Here is an 18,567-nt window from a genome sequence, read left to right as displayed (position 1 = left end):
TGGAAAAGATGAAGATATATCAAGAATTAAGTCTTTAGCATTTGGATAATATAACCATACGTTTGAAGTTAAGAGGATATTTTTTTGTTGAAATCAATTTACCATATTAAGTAAATTGATTTCAACTAGCACAATAGATTATATTAATAAAAAAATATACTAATAATACAAATGGGTAAAAAAAATTTTTATACTTACATATAATAGCTTTTATTGATAAAATATAAGTTAGGGTTAAATTTAAGGGGTGATAATTATGGATATAGGTAATCCATCATTTGTGGGCGGCTTTATGTTTATATATATGATATTTATGTTAGGAGTTTTTGGGATTAGTATTTACTGTTTTATACTATTTATCAAGCTTGCGAGAAGAGGAATAAAGGCTCTAGATATATATATAGATAAGAATGACATTTAGGTAATTTTAAGGAGGAAATATGAATAAAAAATCATTAAGAGTTTTAGAATATTTTAAAATAATAGATATGTTAAAAGGAAAGGTAGCTTCATCACTTGGAAGAAGATATGTAGATGAGTTAGCTCCATCTACTAATCGTGAGGAAGTTGTTCAGATGCAAAAGGAAACAAGTGAGGCTCAGTCTATAATAATTAAAAGAGGATCTGTTCCTCTTGGTGGAATACATGATGTAGAGATGCTTGCAAAGAAGACAAAAATAGGTTCATCTCTAGATATGGGACAGCTTTTAATGGTTGCAGATACTTTAAGATGTGCTAGAGTTTTAAAAAATAGTATAGGAAAATCAGAAGATGAATCGTATCCTATAATACAGTCTTTAACAGATAGTCTTCATATTTTTAAGGATATAGAGGATAAAATATTTAATTCTATTGTAAGTGAAGTAGAGATGTCTGATAATGCAAGTCATACTCTTAAGAGTTTAAGACGTGGAATTGTTCAAAAGAATCAATCTATAAGATCAAAGCTTAACTCTATAATATCTTCAACAACTTATCAAAAATATTTACAGGATGCAATAATTACTGTAAGAGGAGATAGGTTTGTAGTACCTGTAAAACAAGAATATAGATCGAATGTAGCCGGAATTATACACGATCAATCTTCATCTGGTGCTACTTTATTTATAGAACCTATGTCTATTGTAAATATGAACAATGAGTTAAGAGAGCTTAAGCTTAAAGAAAGAGAAGAGATAGAGAGAATACTTAGCGAACTTTCAAGCTTTATTGGAGAGGTTGCAGATGAAATTATATCTAATGGAAAAATACTTGGAAAGGTAGATTTTATATTTGCTAAGGGTAAATTATCTTTTTCAATGAAGGCTATTGAACCTACGATAAGTGAGGATAAAAGTCTTAATATAAAAAATGGTAGACATCCTTTACTTGATCCAAAAGAGGTTGTACCGAGTAATATATGGATTGGAAAAAAATTTAATACATTAGTTGTAACTGGTCCTAATACTGGAGGTAAGACAGTAACTCTTAAAACGGTCGGTTTATTCTCTCTTATGACTCAAAGTGGTCTTCATATACCAGCAGATTATGGAAGTTATATGTGTATATTTGATAATATATTTGCAGATATAGGAGATGAGCAAAGTATTGAGCAGAGTTTATCAACCTTCTCATCTCATATGACTAATATTGTTGATATATTAAAGGAAGTAACTACTAATTCACTTGTATTATTTGATGAACTTGGAGCTGGTACTGATCCTGTTGAGGGAGCTGCACTTGCAATGGCAATACTTAATGATTTATATGATCTTAAGGCTATTACAATAGCTACAACTCACTATAGTGAACTTAAGCACTATGCACTTACTAAAGAAGGAGTTGAAAATGCTGCAGTAGAATTTAATGTTCAAACTTTAAGTCCTACGTACAAGCTTTTAATAGGAGTTCCTGGTAAGTCAAATGCATTTGAAATATCTAAAAGGCTTGGACTTGGTGATTATATAATACAAAAGGCTAAAAACTTTATAAACAGTGAAAATATAGAGTTTGAGGATTTACTTCAAAATATAGAAAAGAATAGAATAGAAACATTAAAAGAAAAAGAAGAAGCTAAAAGACTTAGAGAAGAAGTTAGAAAATTAAAAGAAGAACTTCTTGTAAAAACTGAGAGGATATCAGTTCAAAGAGATAAAATAATCAATGAAGCCAAAAGAGATGCTTTAAAGATTATGAGGGATTCTAAGGAAGAAGCTGATATGATAATTAAAGAAATTAGAAAGCTTCAAAAGCATGGTGTGGATAAAGATAAAAATAGAGAGATAGAAAACTTAAGAAGAGAAATGAACGAGTCAATGAAGGGTCTACATTCTAATGTAAAGGATATGATAGTACCTAAGGTTGCTAAAAAAGCTATCAAGAACTTAAAGGCTGGAGATGATGTAAAGGTAGTAACACTTAACCAGCAGGGAAGTGTATTATCTGTTGATAACGATAAAAAAGAAGCTTTGGTTCAAATAGGTATTATGAAGATGACTCTGCCTTTTGCATCTTTAGAGCAAATAAAATCGAGTAAGAAGGATGTTCTAAAATCTGGTGCAGGTAAGATACTTAAGAAAAAGAAATTTAATATAAAGCAAGAAATTGACTTAAGAGGTATGAACCTTGAAGAAGCTATGGTAGAGGTAGATAAATATTTAGATGATGCTTATTTAGCAGGGACAGCAAAGGCTACTATAATACATGGTATAGGAACAGGTGTATTAAAAGCTGGAATAAAGGAAATGTTAAAAAAACATAAACATATAAAAAGTTATAGAGATGGAATATATGGAGAAGGTGGAGCAGGAGTTACTATAGTTGAATTTAAATAGGAGATGGTAGTGTGATTTTGGTTTCTGCTTGTTTAATTGGAGTTGACTGTAAGTACAATGGAGGCAATAACAAGAATGATAAGCTTATAAATTATTTAAAGGATAAAAATATAGTTCCTGTATGTCCTGAACAACTAGGGGGGCTTTGTACCCCTAGAATTCCAGCAGAAATTGTTGGAGGAAGTGCTGATGATGTAATAAATGGTAAGGCTAAAGTTATTAATAAAGAAGGATTAGATGTAACCAAAGAATTTTTAAAGGGTGCATATGAGACATTAAAAATATGTAGAAATTTAGGAATAAATAAGGCTATATTAAAGGAAAAAAGCCCTTCCTGTGGAAGTAATCAAGTATATGATGGAAGCTTTAAATCAAACCTTATAGATGGATATGGAATAACTGCCGCTCTTTTAATAAAGGATGGTATAGATTTAAAATCAGAAAAATACTTTGAAGGGGGAGAAGAAAATGGACTTAAATGAAGTGAAAAAACTTGCAAGAGAAAGAATGAAAGGATACTGTGGTCTTTGTAGAGAATGTGATGGAAACCTATGTTCAGGAAAGGTTCCTGGAATGGGAGGAACTAAGACTGGAAGTACATTTAAGAGAAACTATGAATCTTTAAACAATATTAAAGTAAACTTGAGAACAATACATAATGCAAAAAATCCTGATATGAGCACAGAAATATTTGGTAAGAAAATAGATATACCTTTAATAGCAGCTCCTGTTACAGGTAGTTCTATTAATATGGGAGGATTTTTAACTGAAGAAGAGTATAGTGATGATGTGGTTATTGGAAGTATAAACTCAGGAACTTTTGCTATGACTGGTGACAGTGGTAATCCTCAATTTTTTGTAGATGGACTAAATTCTCTAAAAAAGGTTGATGGATTTGGAGTGCCTATAATAAAGCCTAGAGAAAATGAAAAGATAATAGAAAACATAAGAAAAGCAGAAGAGGCAGGGGCTTTAGCTGTAGGAGTAGATATAGATGGAGCTGGACTTATAACTATGGCACTTCATGGACAACCAGTAGGTCCTAAGACTGTAGAAGAATTAAAAGAGTTAGTAGCATCAACTAAGCTACCTTTTATACTAAAAGGGATAATGACTGCTGATGAAGCAGAACTTGCTGTTGAAGTAGGGGCTGCTGCTATAGTTGTTTCTAATCATGGCGGAAGAATATTAGATCATACACTAGGAGTTGCAGAGGTTCTTCCTGAAATAGCCAAGAAAGTAAAAGGCAAGATAACTATACTTGCAGATGGATCTGTAAGACAAGGTGTTGATATATTAAAATATATAGCTCTTGGAGCAGATGCAGTTTTAGCTGCTAGACCTATAATATGGGGATCGTATGGAGGAAGACAAGAAGGTGTAGAACTAGTTATAAATAATTTCAAAAATGAATTAAAGCAAGCTATGATACTTACAGGGTGCAATAATATAAAATCAATAGATGAAACAAAGATAGTTAATTTAAATAAATAAAACGGCTTGACTTTATTTTGAAATTCTGTTAATATACATTGTAAAACTGAAATTACAAATTCTATGATAGGAAAAGTAGATATGATGATTGTTTTAGCGAGCTAGTGGTTGGTGAAAGTCTAGCAACATAGTCTTATTGAAACGCATCCTTGAGAATATTTTCTGAAATTTAAGTAGGGAAATACGGGTTGTTTACGTTAAAAACATATGAGTGGATATATAGTATAGATAATATGGTATATATCAATAAGAGTGGTAACACGGGATATAACTCTCGTCTCTTTTTATAGAGATGGGAGTTTTTTGCATTATATAAATATTCAACAAAGATAGATATATAGGAGGAATAGAAAATGAAGGATTTTAAATTAGAGGTAGCAGATATTATATCAGCTCAAGTTTCAGATTTAAGTTTAGAAGAGATTATTTCTTTAATAGAAATACCACCAAACAAGGATATGGGAGATTATGCATTTCCGTGCTTTAAATTAGCTAAAGTTTTTAGAAAAGCTCCTAATATGATAGCAAGTGAGCTTTGTGAAAAGATAGAAAAAACTGATTTAATACAAAAAGTAGAGACGGCAGGAGCTTATATAAATTTTTTCATAGATAAATCTTCTTTAGCTAAATCAGTAGTTACAGAGGTTTTAAATAAAAAAGATGATTACGGTAAGAGTAATTTAGGAGAAGGTAAAAAAGTTATAGTTGAATTCTCATCTCCTAATATAGCTAAGCCTTTTCATATAGGACATATCAGAAGTACTGTAATAGGTAATTCTCTTTATAAGGCATATAAGGCACTAGGATTTGATACTATAAGAATAAATCATTTAGGGGATTATGGAACACAGTTTGGTAAGCTTATAGTTGCATTCAAAAAATGGGGAGATGAAGAAGAAGTAAAACAAGCTCCTATAAAAACTTTACTTAAATTGTATGTTCAGTTCCACGATGAAGCTGAAAAAGATCCATCAATGGACGAAGATGCTAGAATGTGGTTTAGAAAGCTTGAAGATGGAGAAGAAGAAGCAGTTAAATTATGGTCGTGGTTTAGAGAAGTGAGCTTAGAAGAGTTTAATAGAGTTTACGATTTACTAGGAGTAGAATTTGATTCATATGCAGGAGAGAGTTTCTATTCTGATAAAATGCCTAGAATGATAGATATAATGAAAGAAAAAGATATATTAAAGGAATCTAAAGGAGCTAATATAGTAGATCTTGAAGAATATAATATGCCTCCAGCACTTATAACTAAGAGTGATGGGTCAACTCTTTACTTAACAAGAGATATAGCAGCTGCAACTTATAGAAAAGAAACATATGATTTTTATAAAAATATATACGTAGTTGGATCGCAACAAATACTTCACTTTAAGCAATGGATGAAGGTTGTAGAACTTATGGGATTTGATTGGGCTAAAGACTGTGTACACGTTCCATTTGGAATGGTAAGTCTTGAAGAAGGAACTATGTCTACAAGAAAAGGAAGAGTAGTTTTCCTTGAAGATGTTTTAAACAAAGCAATAGATGCAACTAAGGAAATAATAAAAAATCAAAAGAAAAATATAGATATTGAGAATATAGATACTATAGCTAAGCAAATAGGAGTAGGAGCTGTAGTATTCCAAGAACTATCAAACAATAGAATAAAGGATTATGAGTTTTCTTGGGATAGAACTTTAGATTTTCAGGGAGAAACAGGACCGTATGTTCAATACACTCATACTAGAGCTTGCTCTGTTCTTAGAAAAGCAAATGAAGAAGTAACTTCAGACGTTGATTTTTCTATATTATCAGATGATGATAGTGTTAATGTTATAAAGGAAATAGGAAACTTACCTAAAGCTGTAGAAGATGTAATCAAAAACAACGAGCCTCATATAATAGCAAGATATGTAGTTGATTTAGCACAAGCATTTAATAAGTTCTACCATGATAATTCTATAATAGTAGAAGATGAAAAAGTTAGAAAGGCAAGACTTGCTCTTGTTTTAGCTACAAAGCAAACTATAAAAAATGCACTTTCTTTACTTGGAGTAGAAGCTCCTGAGAGAATGTAGTTTGTCGAAAAATAAAGCTTTACATCTAAAAATATATTATTATATAATAAATATATAAAAAATATAGAATAGTGGCACGGTGACTAAGACCAATGCTACTGCCCCCCTATATAGCAGCTTAGCGGCTGCTATTTTTTTCTGTAAGAAAATCATTGGTATGTAGTAATGCATTAGCATGTAGTGAATTTTTTGGTGGATTTGGGAAAACTATTAATACAATAAAGACTTAATTAAAATTTGGGAGGTTTATATGGAAAATAGAATTAAAAATTCTTATATATATTCTTTTATAAATAATAAAAAGTATTTATATGATTTTATAAAAATAGTTACGAAATGTTTAATTGATGATAAAACTACAAAGACTGTATATGTAGACTATAAAAGATTAAGAGAAGAATTAGTATTTTATAAATATTATGGTGTCAAAAATGACGACTATCTACATGACATAACTTATGTACTTCCTATAATACTTTCCAATATAAATTTAGAAAAATCACAGGGGGAAATTATAAAGAATATATTTTATTACTGCAAATTACATAAAGAAAATATAAGAGATTATGAATATATCATGGTAGGTATATCCTATAATTTTTTAATTCATACTCTTATAGAGAATAAGAATATTGATTTTAATGAATTACTTCAAAATATGAAAGAACATATAATAGGAGTTACACTTAATGAAAATATAGATAAAAAAGATATTATAAAATTTGAGAGAAGTAGAATAAAATTTATTCAAAAAATAGATAAGTGTATAGATGAAAAAATAGAAAAACTGCAAGAAGAAAATATAATAGATGGATTTTTTAGAGTATTATATCAAGTTTATATAAAAGATTTTAATGAGAATAATCAAAGTCTTTTAAGTCTTAAAAATTCTATACTCGGTATTTTAGGGTTTAAAGTTGATGATTTAAATATATCGGATTTGGATTTTATTAAATCTCTAGGTAATTACATTATAAAACTTAGAAAATATGAAATAAACAAAAAATCGTATACTCAAAGTAGTCATCCAAGAGAATTTATAAATTTAAATGTAGGAGAATCAGTGTACAATCCTATATTGAATAATGTAGTGGTTATAGATAAGAATATTAAAGAAGATATGCTTTATATAAAGGTAAAATCAAAATCTGGAGAATATGAGTTTAAATTTAAAAGGGATAATTAATTTAAATTAGTGGTTAAATAAAAAATGAAGTCTATTGAAATATCGCTATTTAAGCAATATTTTAATAGACTTCATTTTTGAATTTAAATGGGGAAAAATATTATTGGGTAATAGGAAATAGAACTAAAAATATGTCTATGAAAATGTTAGCTATTGCTTTTAGATATTTTGATTAATAAAACTTAGTTTTTGGCGTTTAATAATCCGTTAAAAAATTTATGTGTTTGACCGTAGGGAGTCCATAAATTTTAGGATTAATAATAAGACAAAAGCTTAGTTTTATTCAAAATATCGTTGCAAGAGCGGTATTTTCATAGACATATTTTGATAACCCACATATAAGTTCTTTATGCTTCTAGAAATTTTAAAAAATCATCTTCACTTGCTTCTGCTAAAAAGCAAAGTTCTTTAATCATATTATTTCTTAAATTAATAAAATCATCTATTTTAGTATTTTCGTATGTATATTCTAAAGATTTAACTATTAAAAGCAGATCTCTTTTTGAAATTTGAGCTATAGATATTTTATCAAATGACTCCATAATAACGAGCTCCTTTCACAACTAAAAGTAATGTTATTACTTAAATTTCTATAAAATAGTTTAAAAACCTTCAAAAAGTACAAAAATAATGATGAATAATGATATTTAAACTGTAACTTTATTGAATGATTCTATTAATGAATTCTCAACAATTATCATACCAACTGCACTTGATATATTTATAGAACTTGTAACGTCGTTTTGAAATCCCATTTTATTTTGAGTATAGTCATAGTGAAGCTCTTCTATAAGGTTTTTTATATTTTCCTTATCTATTTTTTCTATATATGGAGATTTGACATTATTAAGACCCTCAAAACTTACAAAGTGTTTATGTAGGTCTTTTTCATATTTTAAATGCTCAAATAGCTTGTCATGATAATATTCTCTATTGTGATGTGGAAGGCAAAAAAAATCAGATAGAAAATGACTTATAACTCCAAGATTTGTAGAAAATCTATTTATAGATATAGGATTTTCTCTAAGACCATTGTCTATCAATTTTAATATTTCATTTAAAACAAAATCAAAACTTTGATCTTTATAGTGTTTTTTCACAGCAAGTCTAGGAGCTATGTCTGGTTTCATAGCTCCATATGCTAGTAGTTTGCGATTTAAATCTATATTTAAGTTGTTTTTTATATTGTAATGTATATGATTTGCTATAATATTGTGACTTTGAACTAACAAAAGTAACACCTTCTTTCAATTGTCTCTTAATTCTATTTTAAATCAGATGATAATAAATTTCAAACATAAATGATGTATTTACTTTATTTAACAAAATGAGTCATCGTACTAGTGAATAGACGAATTTTTTCTTTTATGATAATATATAATGATGCATCATTAGGAAAGGGCGGATTATAATGAAAATACTTTTAACTACTCTTAATTCAAAATTTATTCATACAAATTTAGCTATTAGATATCTAAATAGTTTTTGTAAGGATTTAGCTGATATTACTGTTGCTGAGTACACTATAAACAATAGTGTAGATTATATATTAAAAGAAATTTATAAGCAAAAATCTGATATAGTAGTATTTTCTACATATATATGGAATGTAGATGATACTATAAAAATTTGTAAAAACTTAAAAAAAGTAAGCCCTCATATTAAAATATTACTTGGTGGACCAGAAGTTTCTTATGATTTTGAAGAATTTATGAGGGAGCATAAATGCATAGACTATATAATCTATGGAGAAGGAGAGTTGACTTTTAGAGAATTTATAGAGTATTCTTTAGGAAAAAAAGATATTGATAATGTAGATGGTCTTGTTTATAGAGAAGATGAAGCTGTAATGGTTAATAAACCAAGAGAGTTAATACAGGATCTTAACATAATACCTAGTCCTTATGAAAACATAGACAAAAAAGAATATGAAAATAGAATTGTGTATTATGAAACATCAAGAGGATGTCCTTTTAACTGTCAATACTGCTTATCATCTACTATAAAAGGCCTTAGATTCTTTGATATAGATAGAGTGAAAATGGAGCTTAAAAACTTGATAGATGCAAGTGTTAAGCAAGTTAAGTTTGTTGATAGGACTTTTAATGCAAAAAAAGAATATGCACTTGATATAATGAGATTTATTATGGAAAATGATAATGGCTTTACTAACTTTCATTTTGAAGTAACAGCTCATTTGATAGATGATGATATGTTAGAGTTTTTATCAAAGTGTAGTCCAGGACTTTTTCAGTTTGAAATAGGGGTTCAATCTACAAATGAAAAAACTTTAAAAGAGGTAGGCAGAACTCAAAACTTTGAAAGATTATCTCATGTTGTGAATAAGGTTTCAAGTTTTAAAAATATACATCAGCATTTAGACTTAATTGCAGGTCTTCCGTATGAGGATTATGAGAGTTTTAGAAATTCATTTAATACTGTATTCAATCTAGATATAGAGCAGTTGCAGCTTGGATTTTTGAAAATGCTAAAGGGATCGGGTATTAGAAAAAATTCTAAAAAGCATGAGTATATATTTAAAGATTATACTCCTTATGAAGTATTAGGAAATAAATATATGACGTATGATGAAATATTAAAGATAAAGGACATAGAGGAGGTTCTTGAAATTTATTATAATTCAAATAATTTCAAGCTTTCTATGGACTATATAATAAAGAAGTATTATAGTGATGATGCTTTTAAGTTATTTGAAGATTTATCTTTTTATTGGGAAGATAAAGGGCACTTTAAAGTATCACAAGGAAAGAATCAGTTATATAAGATATTACTTGATTTTTACACTGATTTTATAAAGGAGGATATTGATATATTCAAGGATGTACTTAAATACGATTATATTTCTCTTGGAAGAGTATCATCTTCACCTAATATGTTTGACAAGATAGAAATAGATGATTTTAAAAATAGATGTCATATATTCTTAAAAAATGAGGAAAATGTTAAAAAGTATACTCCGAAGTTTGAAAATACTCCAGCTAAAAATATAATCAAACATGTTCATTTTGAACCTTTTAATTACAGTGTATTAAAGCTTAAAGAAAATATACATCAAAAGCTTGATAAAGAAATGAATACTATATTGTTTGTTTATGACTTAGATAAAAAAGTGTTTGAAAAAAGTAATTCATATAAAGTTGTTATTTAGGAGGTAATAACATGAAGTTCAATATAGAAAAACGTTTATTAGTTAAGACTGAAAACTTGGCTTTTTTAAGTATAAAAGAGGATGCAAATATTCCTGTTAAGGGATATACTATTCCAAAAGAAGGAATAGATGTTCCTATACTTAATGATGAACTAGTTAAAGGAATAAAGGACAAAAGTGCAGAAGAATCAATAACATTATCGTCTTTAGCTAATGGGATGATATACATAATAGGTATTGATTCAAGCTTTAGATATAATGAAGAATACAAAAAGTTTTTATATGCATTTGATGAGAGAATAGAAGAATACATAGGTTATATGGGAGTTAAAAAAGCTAATGAAAAAGAACTTACGGATGCATTAATTTACTTTAAGTCTGTTATAACTTTAAATAACGACAATATAAATGGTATTTATAATTATGCTCTAGTATGCCAAGATATAGCTAAAATTCATGAAAAAAATAAAGAAGAAAAATTGATGAATGATTTTCTTCTTGAAGCTTTAGACAAATTAGAAACTATAGTTGATATAGACCCTAATTTTGGTCTTGCTTATTATCATCTTGGATACCATTACTATAATCAAAAACAATATATAAAAACTAAGATTACTTGGGATAGAGCTTTAAAATGTGAACTGGATGAAAATACAGTTATGGAAATAAAAAATGAATTAAAAAAGATTGAAGATAAGGTAGATTATGAAGAAGGATATAATCTTGTACTGCAAGGAAATCCAGAAGAAGGTCTTGAAAAGTTACTTCCATTAAAGGAAGAGTATCCTGACTGGTGGAATTTATTATTCTTTATAGGTCTTGCATATAGACAATTAGGAGATATAAATGAAGCTATAAAGTATTTTGAAAAAATATTGATGCTAAATCCAACACAAATAGATAGTATAGTGGAGATAGGACTTTGTTATGCTGCTACTGGAAACTTAGAAAAATCAATAGAAGAGTTTAAGAAAGCTTTAGAGATAAAAGAAGACCCTGAGGTTATGTGTAACTTGGGAATGGCATACCTTGAAACTGGAAATTTAGATGAAGCTAAATTCTATATAGAAAAAGCATTTACTTTAAATCCTGAGGATGAAGTTACAATGGCTTGCCTTAATGAGTTGAAAAAATACGAGAAGTAATTATTACTTCTCGTATTTTTTTATAACGAATAGGAAATTATATTCCTCTTTAATCTATGGATAAATATAAATTACGTTATGAGTTTCAAAAAAGTCTACATTGAAAGATCTTCAAAAAGAAGACTTTTTTATTTTTCAGAGATAAAAGAGGTAAAATGACTGAAATATCGAAATATATAAGTAAGTAATAAGACATTATAGGGAGGAATTAATATACAATGATAAAAAAATTAGATCAAGTAATAAGTAAGGTTAAAAGCATACAAACAATGAAATTAGCAGTTGCGGCAGCTCAGGATGAAGAGGTTTTAAAAGCTGTATTTGATGCTAGAAAAGAAGGAATTATAAATCCTATACTAGTTGGAGATATCCAAAAAATAAAAGAAATAGCTACAGAGTTAAATGAAGATATACAAGGAATAGAGCTAATAGAAGCTAAAGATTTAAAGGAAAGTGCTGAAATAGCAGTAAAGCTTGTATCTAGCGAAAAAGCAGATTTTGTTATGAAGGGTCTAATAGATACATCTATACTATTAAAGGAAGTTTTGAATAAAGAATATGGACTTAGAACTCAAAGTCTTTTAAGTCATGTAATGATATATGAAGTTCCTAGTTACCATAAGTTGTTAATTATGACTGATGGAGGAATGAACATAAGTCCAAATGCAGATCAAAAATATAAGATAATGAATAATGCTATAAAAGTTGGAAAGTCACTAGAACTTGATACAGTAAAAGCTGCTTGTATTGCTGCAAAAGAAAAAGTAAATGAAAAAATGATAGCAACAGTTGATGCTGATAAACTTTCAAAGATGGAGTATGAAGATGGTGTTATAGTTGAGGGGCCTCTTGCATTTGACTTAGCTATATCAAAAGAAGCTGCTAGAGTAAAGAACTTCAAGAGTGAGGTAGCTGGAGATGCAGATATAATGCTGGTTCCTACAATAGAAGTTGGAAATGGAATAGGTAAAGCTTTAACTTATATGGCAAATGCTAAATCTGCAGGTATAATAATGGGAGCTAAATCACCTGTTGTACTAGTATCAAGAGCTGATACACATGAATCGAAATTATACTCAATAGCAATAGGAGCTTTAATTGCAAATAATAAATAATATACATATTATATATTAATCTTGTATATACATAAGTTGTAATTAAAAATATGTATATACAAGATTATAATAATATCTGAGAAAAAATAAATAATACATAAAAATTCGACAAAAAAATAACAAGTGTTATGATGTATAAGATCATTTTAATATTGAAAACATTAATGAAAGTACACATTCGTGTAATGAATAATGCTATATTTTTTATATTTATTAAAAAACGCAATAATAATTGTGAAAAAACACAAAAATTACATTAAAATGTGTTATAATTAACTTATTAAATAAAAAAAATTAGAGCAAAAATATATTTTTTGTTTTTGATTGTTTTTAAATTAACAATTTAAGGGGTTGTAAGTTTAAATAAAATTAGTTGTTTGATTTTGGATCTAGACATAATGTTTTGATGCTCATGAAATTTGAATAGTAGTTAATAATTATCTGAAGATAACGAAAAAAGTCATGAAGACTCTTTTTGTTGTTATATATATAGTGAAATTTAAAATTTCAAGAGGTTACCATTAAAAGGGGGAAAAAATATGGATGAAAAGTTATTGTCAATTGATGATGCAACTAATAATCTAATCAAAAAAGCTCAGGAGGATGGAGTAGAGACTATTTGGGATAGAAAAGCAAATATGAAGCCATGTCCTATGGGGGAAAAAGGAATATGCTGTAGAATATGTGCTATGGGACCTTGTAGGATAACTCCAAAAACTCCTAGAGGACTTTGTGGAGCAACTCCAGATGTTATTGTATCTAGAAACTTTGCAAGAATGGTAGCAGGGGGAGCAGCAGCCCATTCAGATCATGGTAGAGATATAGCTCATGTTCTTCATATGGCCAGTAAAGATGGTAATTATAAGGTTAGAGATGAAGCCAAATTAATAAGCCTAGCTAAAAGATGGGAAATAGCTACAGAGGGAAGAGATATATATGATATAGCTCATGAGGTTGCAGGATTTGCACTTAATGAATTTGGAAAGCCTTTTGGAAGTTTAGAATTGCCTCCATCATTACCACAACAAAGAAGAAAAACTTGGGAAGATTTAAATATAGTACCAAGAGCTATAGATAGAGAAGTTGTAACTATTATGCATTCAACTCATGTGGGTTGTACTGCTGATGCAGATAGTATGTTAAATATTTCAATGAGAACAGCTTTAGCTGATGGTTGGGGAGGTTCTTACATAGCTACAGAACTTAGTGATATATTATTTGGAACACCAATACCTAGAGAAACAGAAGCAAATCTTGGTGTTTTAGAAGAAAATCAAGTAAATATAGTGCTTCATGGACATGAGCCTTCATTATCAGAAATGATAGTACTTGCAGCGGAGGATCCAGAACTTGTAGCTTTAGCTAAGGAAGTTGGAGCTGATGGAATAAATCTTGCTGGTATGTGCTGTACAGCAAATGAAGTTACAATGAGACATGGAGTTAAAATAGCTGGAAATTTTGCTCAACAAGAGCTTGCAATATTAACTGGAGCAGTAGAAGCTGTAATAGTTGATGTTCAGTGTATATTCCCAGCATTAGCACCTCTTTCAGATTGTTATCATACAAAATTCATAACTACATCTCCAAAAGCTAGAATCACAGGTGCAACTCACTTAGAGTTTGATGAAGAAAAAGCATTTGAATCAGCTAAATTAATAGTTAAAGAAGCTATACTAAATTTTAAAAATAGAGACAATAAAAAAGTATTCATTCCTAAAACTAAAAATAATGCAACTGTAGGATATAGTGTTGAAGCTATAATAAACCAATTAGATAAGGTTGTAAACTCTCATATAGATCCAGTTGGAACAGTTAAACCTCTTGCTGATTGTATAACATCAGGAGTTATAAGAGGGGCTGCTGGAATAGTTGGATGTAATAATCCTAAGGTTAAGCATGATTATGGACATATTGAATTAATAAAAGAACTTATTAAGAATGATGTAATAGTTGTTGTTACAGGATGCTCAGCACAAGCTTGTGCAAAGGCTGGTCTTTTAAGTAAGGATGCTAGAAAATTAGCAGGTAAAGGTCTTGCAACTGTATGTGAACTTGTAGATATACCGCCTGTACTTCATATGGGTTCTTGTGTTGATATAAGCCGTATATTACATCTTGTAGGAGAGGTTGCTAAATTCTTAAATGTTGATATACCTCAATTACCAGTTGTTGGAGCAGCACCTGAGTGGATGTCAGAAAAGGCAGTAGCTATAGGAACCTATGTTGTTTCATCAGGAATAGATACATGGCTTGGAGTAGTACCGCCTGTAACAGGAGGACCAAGAGTTCTAGAAATACTTACAAATGAAATGGAAAATATGATTGGAGCTAAATTCTTTGTAGAACCAGATCCTGTAAAAGCTGCAGGACAAATAATAGAAAGAATAGAACAAAAACGTAAGAATTTAGAAGAAATGTTCGAGAAAAAAGAGGAATTAGCAAAAGCTTAAAAATAAACTGAAAAAGGTGATAAAACATGAAAATAGCTGTAACAGGAAAAGGTGGAGTGGGAAAAACAACATTTTCGGCAATGCTTTCTAGAATATATGCAGACGAAGGTTATAGAGTTTTATCAGTTGATGCAGATCCTGATGCCAATTTAGCATTGGCATTAGGGTTTCCTCAAAAACTAATAGATGAAATAGTACCTATATCAGAAATGAAAAACTTAGTAGAAGAAAGAACTAGTGCACAAGCTGGAACATTTAATAAAATGTTTAAAATGAATCCAAAAGTAGATGATATACCTGATAGATACTGCAAGGAGTATAATGGAGTAGGAGTTCTTAGTATGGGAACTGTTGATACAGGTGGATCTGGTTGTGTTTGCCCAGAGCATGTATTACTTAAAAGACTTACTTCTCATCTGATTCTTCAAAATAAAGATGTAGTTGTTATGGACATGGAAGCTGGTATTGAGCATTTGGCAAGAGGAACAGCTCAAGGTGTAGATGCTTTTATAGTGGTAGTTGAACCAGGAGAAAGAAGTCTTCAGACTTATAGGAAAGTCAAAAAACTAGGTAAAGATATAGGAGTACGTAAAGTTTGGGTAGTTGCAAATAAAATAAGAAATGAAAAAGACGAATGTTTCATATTAGATAATGTAAAAAAAGAAGAACTTTTAGGTTTTATATATTATAATGAAGATGTAATAAATTCAGATAGGCAAAATTTATCTCCTTATGACAATAGTGAAAAAACTAGAGAGGAGATAAAGAATATAAAAGAAAAAATACAAGGGGGAATTTAAAATGAGTTTTAAATCTGATATTGAAATAGCTCAAGAAGCTAAGCCGCAAGATATAAGAGAGATTGCTAAAAAGCTTGAGTTAATGGAAGAAGATATTGAGCTATATGGAAAATATAAAGCTAAAGTTGATTATAACTTATTAAAAAGAGAAACTGGAAAAAAAGCTAAGTTAATATTAACTACAGCAATAAATCCAACACCAGCTGGAGAAGGAAAAACGACTACAACTATAGGTGTTGCAGATGGACTTGCTAAGCTGGATAAAAATGTTTTAGTTGCCCTAAGAGAACCATCACTTGGACCTGTATTTGGAGTTAAAGGAGGAGCTGCTGGTGGAGGATATGCACAAGTTGTTCCAATGGAAGATATAAACTTACACTTTACAGGAGATTTTCATGCTATAGGTGCTGCAAATAATTTACTTGCGGCTATGATAGATAACCATATATATCAAGGAAATAAACTTGACATTGATCCAAGAAGAATAACTTGGAGAAGATGTGTTGATATGAATGATAGACAGTTAAGATTTGTAGTTGATGGACTTGGTGGAAAGGCTAATGGAATGCCAAGAGAAGATGGGTTTGATATAACTGTTGCATCTGAAATTATGGCAGCATTTTGTCTTGCTAATGACATATCAGATTTAAAAGAAAGATTGTCTAGAATAATAATAGGTTACAATAGATCAGGAGAACCTGTTACTGCTGGACAAATAAATGCACATGGTGCTATGGCAGCTCTTTTAAAAGATGCCTTAAAACCAAACCTTGTACAAACGCTTGAAGGAACACCAGCATTTGTTCATGGAGGACCATTTGCAAATATAGCACATGGTTGTAACTCTGTAATAGCTACTAAGATGGCTATGCATTTTGCAGACTATGTAATAACAGAAGCTGGATTTGGAGCAGACCTTGGAGCTGAGAAGTTCTTAGATATTAAATGTAGAATGGCTGATTTAAAGCCGGATGCAGTTATAATAGTTGCTACTGTTAGAGCACTTAAATACAATGGTGGAGTAGCTAAGAATGATTTAAATGAAGAAAACTTAGAGGCCTTAGAAAAAGGACTTCCAAACTTATTAAAACATGTTGAAAATATTACTAAGGTATATAAATTACCTGCAGTAGTTGCTATAAATAGATTCCCACTTGATACAGAGGCTGAGATTAACTTAGTTAAGCAAAAATGTGAAGAATTAGGTGTTAATGTTGCTTTATCAGAAGTATGGGCAAAAGGAGGAGAAGGTGGAGTTGAAGTAGCCAAGGAAGTTCTTAGATTAATAGAAGAAGAAGAGAATGACTTTACTTTTGCATATGAGTCTGATATGCCTATTAAAGATAAGATAAGAAATATAGCTCAAAAAGTATATGGTGCTGATGATGTAGACTTTACTCCAGCTACAACTAAGGAAATAGAGAATCTTGAAAATCTTGGATTTAAAGAAATGCCTATATGTATGGCTAAAACTCAATATTCATTAACTGATGATAAAACTAAGCTTGGGAGACCTACAGGATTTAATATAACTGTAAGACAAGTAACAGTTTCAGCAGGAGCAGGATTTATAGTAGCATTAACTGGTGAAATAATGAAGATGCCAGGACTTCCAAAGGTCCCAGCAGCCGAAAGAATAGATGTAGATGAAAATGGAACAATATCAGGATTATTCTAAGAATAGGAGGAACTAATATGAAATTAATAGAGAAAAACTCTATAGAATTCGTTGAGGTTCTTGCTTCTAAAGCAGCTGTCCCTGGAGGTGGAGGGGCAGCAGCTTTGGTAGGAGCTATAGGAATGGCCCTTGGAAGCATGGTCTGCAACTTGACGATAGGAAAGAAAAAGTATGCAGAATATGAAGAGGTAGTTAATAAAACCCTAGAAAAGGCTACTAAGATTCAAGAAGAGTTACTTAATATGGTAGATGAAGATGCTAAAAATTTCTTACCTTTATCAAAGGCATATGGAATAAAAGCTAACACAGAAGAAGAGAAGAAGGAAAAAGATAAAGTGATGGAAGAAGCTTTAAAAACAGCATGTTCAGTTCCTATAGAGGTAGTGAGAACTTGTTATAAAGCAATAAAACTTCATGAAGATTTAGTTGGAAAAACATCTAAGCTTGCCATAAGTGATATCGGAGTTGGAGTACAGTGTTTAAGAGCTGCACTTATAAGCGGAAAATTAAATGTAGCTATAAATATAAATTCTATAAAAGATCAAGAGTATGTAAATAAAGTTAAAGAAGAAACGGATAGATTAGTTTCTGAAGGAACTAAGATAGCTGATGAAGTTTACAAAAAGGTTGAACAAGAACTTTGCAAATAAGAAGGGG

At 29.9% G+C, this 18,567-nt stretch carries 15 protein-coding genes and 1 other annotated feature; of the genes, 13 read left to right on the top strand and 2 right to left on the bottom strand.

What is annotated here, in order from left to right:
- The first annotated feature begins 256 nt into the window (after window positions 1-256).
- The 6 genes from N4A48_RS10670 (at window position 257) to N4A48_RS10645 (ending at window position 7,553) form a co-directional block, all read left to right on the top strand.
- On the top strand, window positions 257-421 hold the full coding sequence (locus tag N4A48_RS10670) for a hypothetical protein (RefSeq protein WP_293665922.1): 165 nt from the start codon (window positions 257-259) through the stop codon (window positions 419-421).
- A 19-nt stretch (window positions 422-440) separates the two neighbouring features.
- On the top strand, window positions 441-2,813 hold the full coding sequence (locus N4A48_RS10665) for an endonuclease MutS2 (RefSeq protein ID WP_293665921.1): 2,373 nt from the start codon (window positions 441-443) through the stop codon (window positions 2,811-2,813).
- Window positions 2,814-2,824: 11 nt separating this feature from the next.
- Window positions 2,825-3,295: a DUF523 domain-containing protein gene (locus tag N4A48_RS10660; RefSeq protein ID WP_293665919.1), complete on the top strand. Its 471-nt coding sequence runs from the start codon at window positions 2,825-2,827 to the stop codon at window positions 3,293-3,295.
- Window positions 3,282-4,307 carry an alpha-hydroxy-acid oxidizing protein gene (locus tag N4A48_RS10655; RefSeq protein WP_293665917.1) on the top strand — a complete coding sequence of 342 codons (1,026 nt, stop codon included), beginning with the start codon at window positions 3,282-3,284 and terminating at the stop codon, window positions 4,305-4,307. Before N4A48_RS10660 ends, N4A48_RS10655 begins: the two co-directional genes overlap by 14 nt.
- Before the next feature lie 54 nt (window positions 4,308-4,361).
- Window positions 4,362-4,592: a binding site (T-box leader), on the top strand.
- A gap of 68 nt (window positions 4,593-4,660) precedes the next feature.
- On the top strand, window positions 4,661-6,367 hold the full coding sequence (gene argS, locus N4A48_RS10650) for an arginine--tRNA ligase (protein WP_293665916.1): 1,707 nt from the start codon (window positions 4,661-4,663) through the stop codon (window positions 6,365-6,367).
- 250 nt (window positions 6,368-6,617) lie between these two features.
- On the top strand, window positions 6,618-7,553 hold the full coding sequence (locus N4A48_RS10645) for a hypothetical protein (RefSeq protein WP_293665915.1): 936 nt from the start codon (window positions 6,618-6,620) through the stop codon (window positions 7,551-7,553).
- Window positions 7,554-7,900: 347 nt separating this feature from the next.
- On the opposite strand, the gene N4A48_RS10640 is transcribed toward N4A48_RS10645, so the two are convergent.
- Window positions 7,901-8,095 carry a hypothetical protein gene (locus tag N4A48_RS10640; RefSeq protein ID WP_293665914.1) on the bottom strand — a complete coding sequence of 65 codons (195 nt, stop codon included), beginning with the start codon at window positions 8,093-8,095 and terminating at the stop codon, window positions 7,901-7,903.
- A gap of 105 nt (window positions 8,096-8,200) precedes the next feature.
- On the bottom strand, window positions 8,201-8,785 hold the full coding sequence (locus N4A48_RS10635; RefSeq protein WP_293665913.1) for a zinc dependent phospholipase C family protein: 585 nt from the start codon (window positions 8,783-8,785) through the stop codon (window positions 8,201-8,203).
- A gap of 179 nt (window positions 8,786-8,964) precedes the next feature.
- Here N4A48_RS10635 and N4A48_RS10630 point away from each other — a divergent pair, with 179 nt between their 5' ends.
- From N4A48_RS10630 to N4A48_RS10600, 7 genes are all read left to right on the top strand, one after another.
- Window positions 8,965-10,722 carry a B12-binding domain-containing radical SAM protein gene (locus tag N4A48_RS10630; RefSeq protein WP_293665912.1) on the top strand — a complete coding sequence of 586 codons (1,758 nt, stop codon included), beginning with the start codon at window positions 8,965-8,967 and terminating at the stop codon, window positions 10,720-10,722.
- 11 nt (window positions 10,723-10,733) lie between these two features.
- Complete coding sequence (locus N4A48_RS10625) at window positions 10,734-11,867, top strand: tetratricopeptide repeat protein (protein WP_293665910.1); 1,134 nt, start codon at window positions 10,734-10,736, stop codon at window positions 11,865-11,867.
- A gap of 218 nt (window positions 11,868-12,085) precedes the next feature.
- Entirely contained in the window at window positions 12,086-12,982 is an 897-nt protein-coding gene (locus tag N4A48_RS10620; protein WP_293665909.1) for a bifunctional enoyl-CoA hydratase/phosphate acetyltransferase, read from the top strand.
- Between the two features lie 539 nt (window positions 12,983-13,521).
- Complete coding sequence (gene cooS / locus N4A48_RS10615; protein ID WP_293665907.1) at window positions 13,522-15,432, top strand: anaerobic carbon-monoxide dehydrogenase catalytic subunit; 1,911 nt, start codon at window positions 13,522-13,524, stop codon at window positions 15,430-15,432.
- A gap of 26 nt (window positions 15,433-15,458) precedes the next feature.
- The gene (locus tag N4A48_RS10610) at window positions 15,459-16,232 is read left to right on the top strand and encodes an ATP-binding protein (RefSeq protein WP_293665906.1); all 774 of its coding nucleotides are present in this window, start codon (window positions 15,459-15,461) and stop codon (window positions 16,230-16,232) included.
- A gap of 1 nt (window position 16,233) precedes the next feature.
- Window positions 16,234-17,910 (top strand): formate--tetrahydrofolate ligase, encoded by a 1,677-nt coding sequence (locus N4A48_RS10605; protein WP_293665904.1) that lies wholly within the window; start codon window positions 16,234-16,236, stop codon window positions 17,908-17,910.
- Window positions 17,911-17,927: 17 nt separating this feature from the next.
- Entirely contained in the window at window positions 17,928-18,560 is a 633-nt protein-coding gene (locus N4A48_RS10600) for a cyclodeaminase/cyclohydrolase family protein (protein WP_293665902.1), read from the top strand.
- The last annotated feature ends 7 nt before the right edge of the window (window positions 18,561-18,567 follow it).

The sequence above is a fragment of the Tepidibacter sp. genome (assembly GCF_025210165.1).
GTDB lineage: Bacteria > Bacillota > Clostridia > Peptostreptococcales > Peptostreptococcaceae > Tepidibacter_A.
Note: the sequence above shows the minus strand (reverse complement) of the source record. Positions and strands in the feature narration are given on the sequence as shown.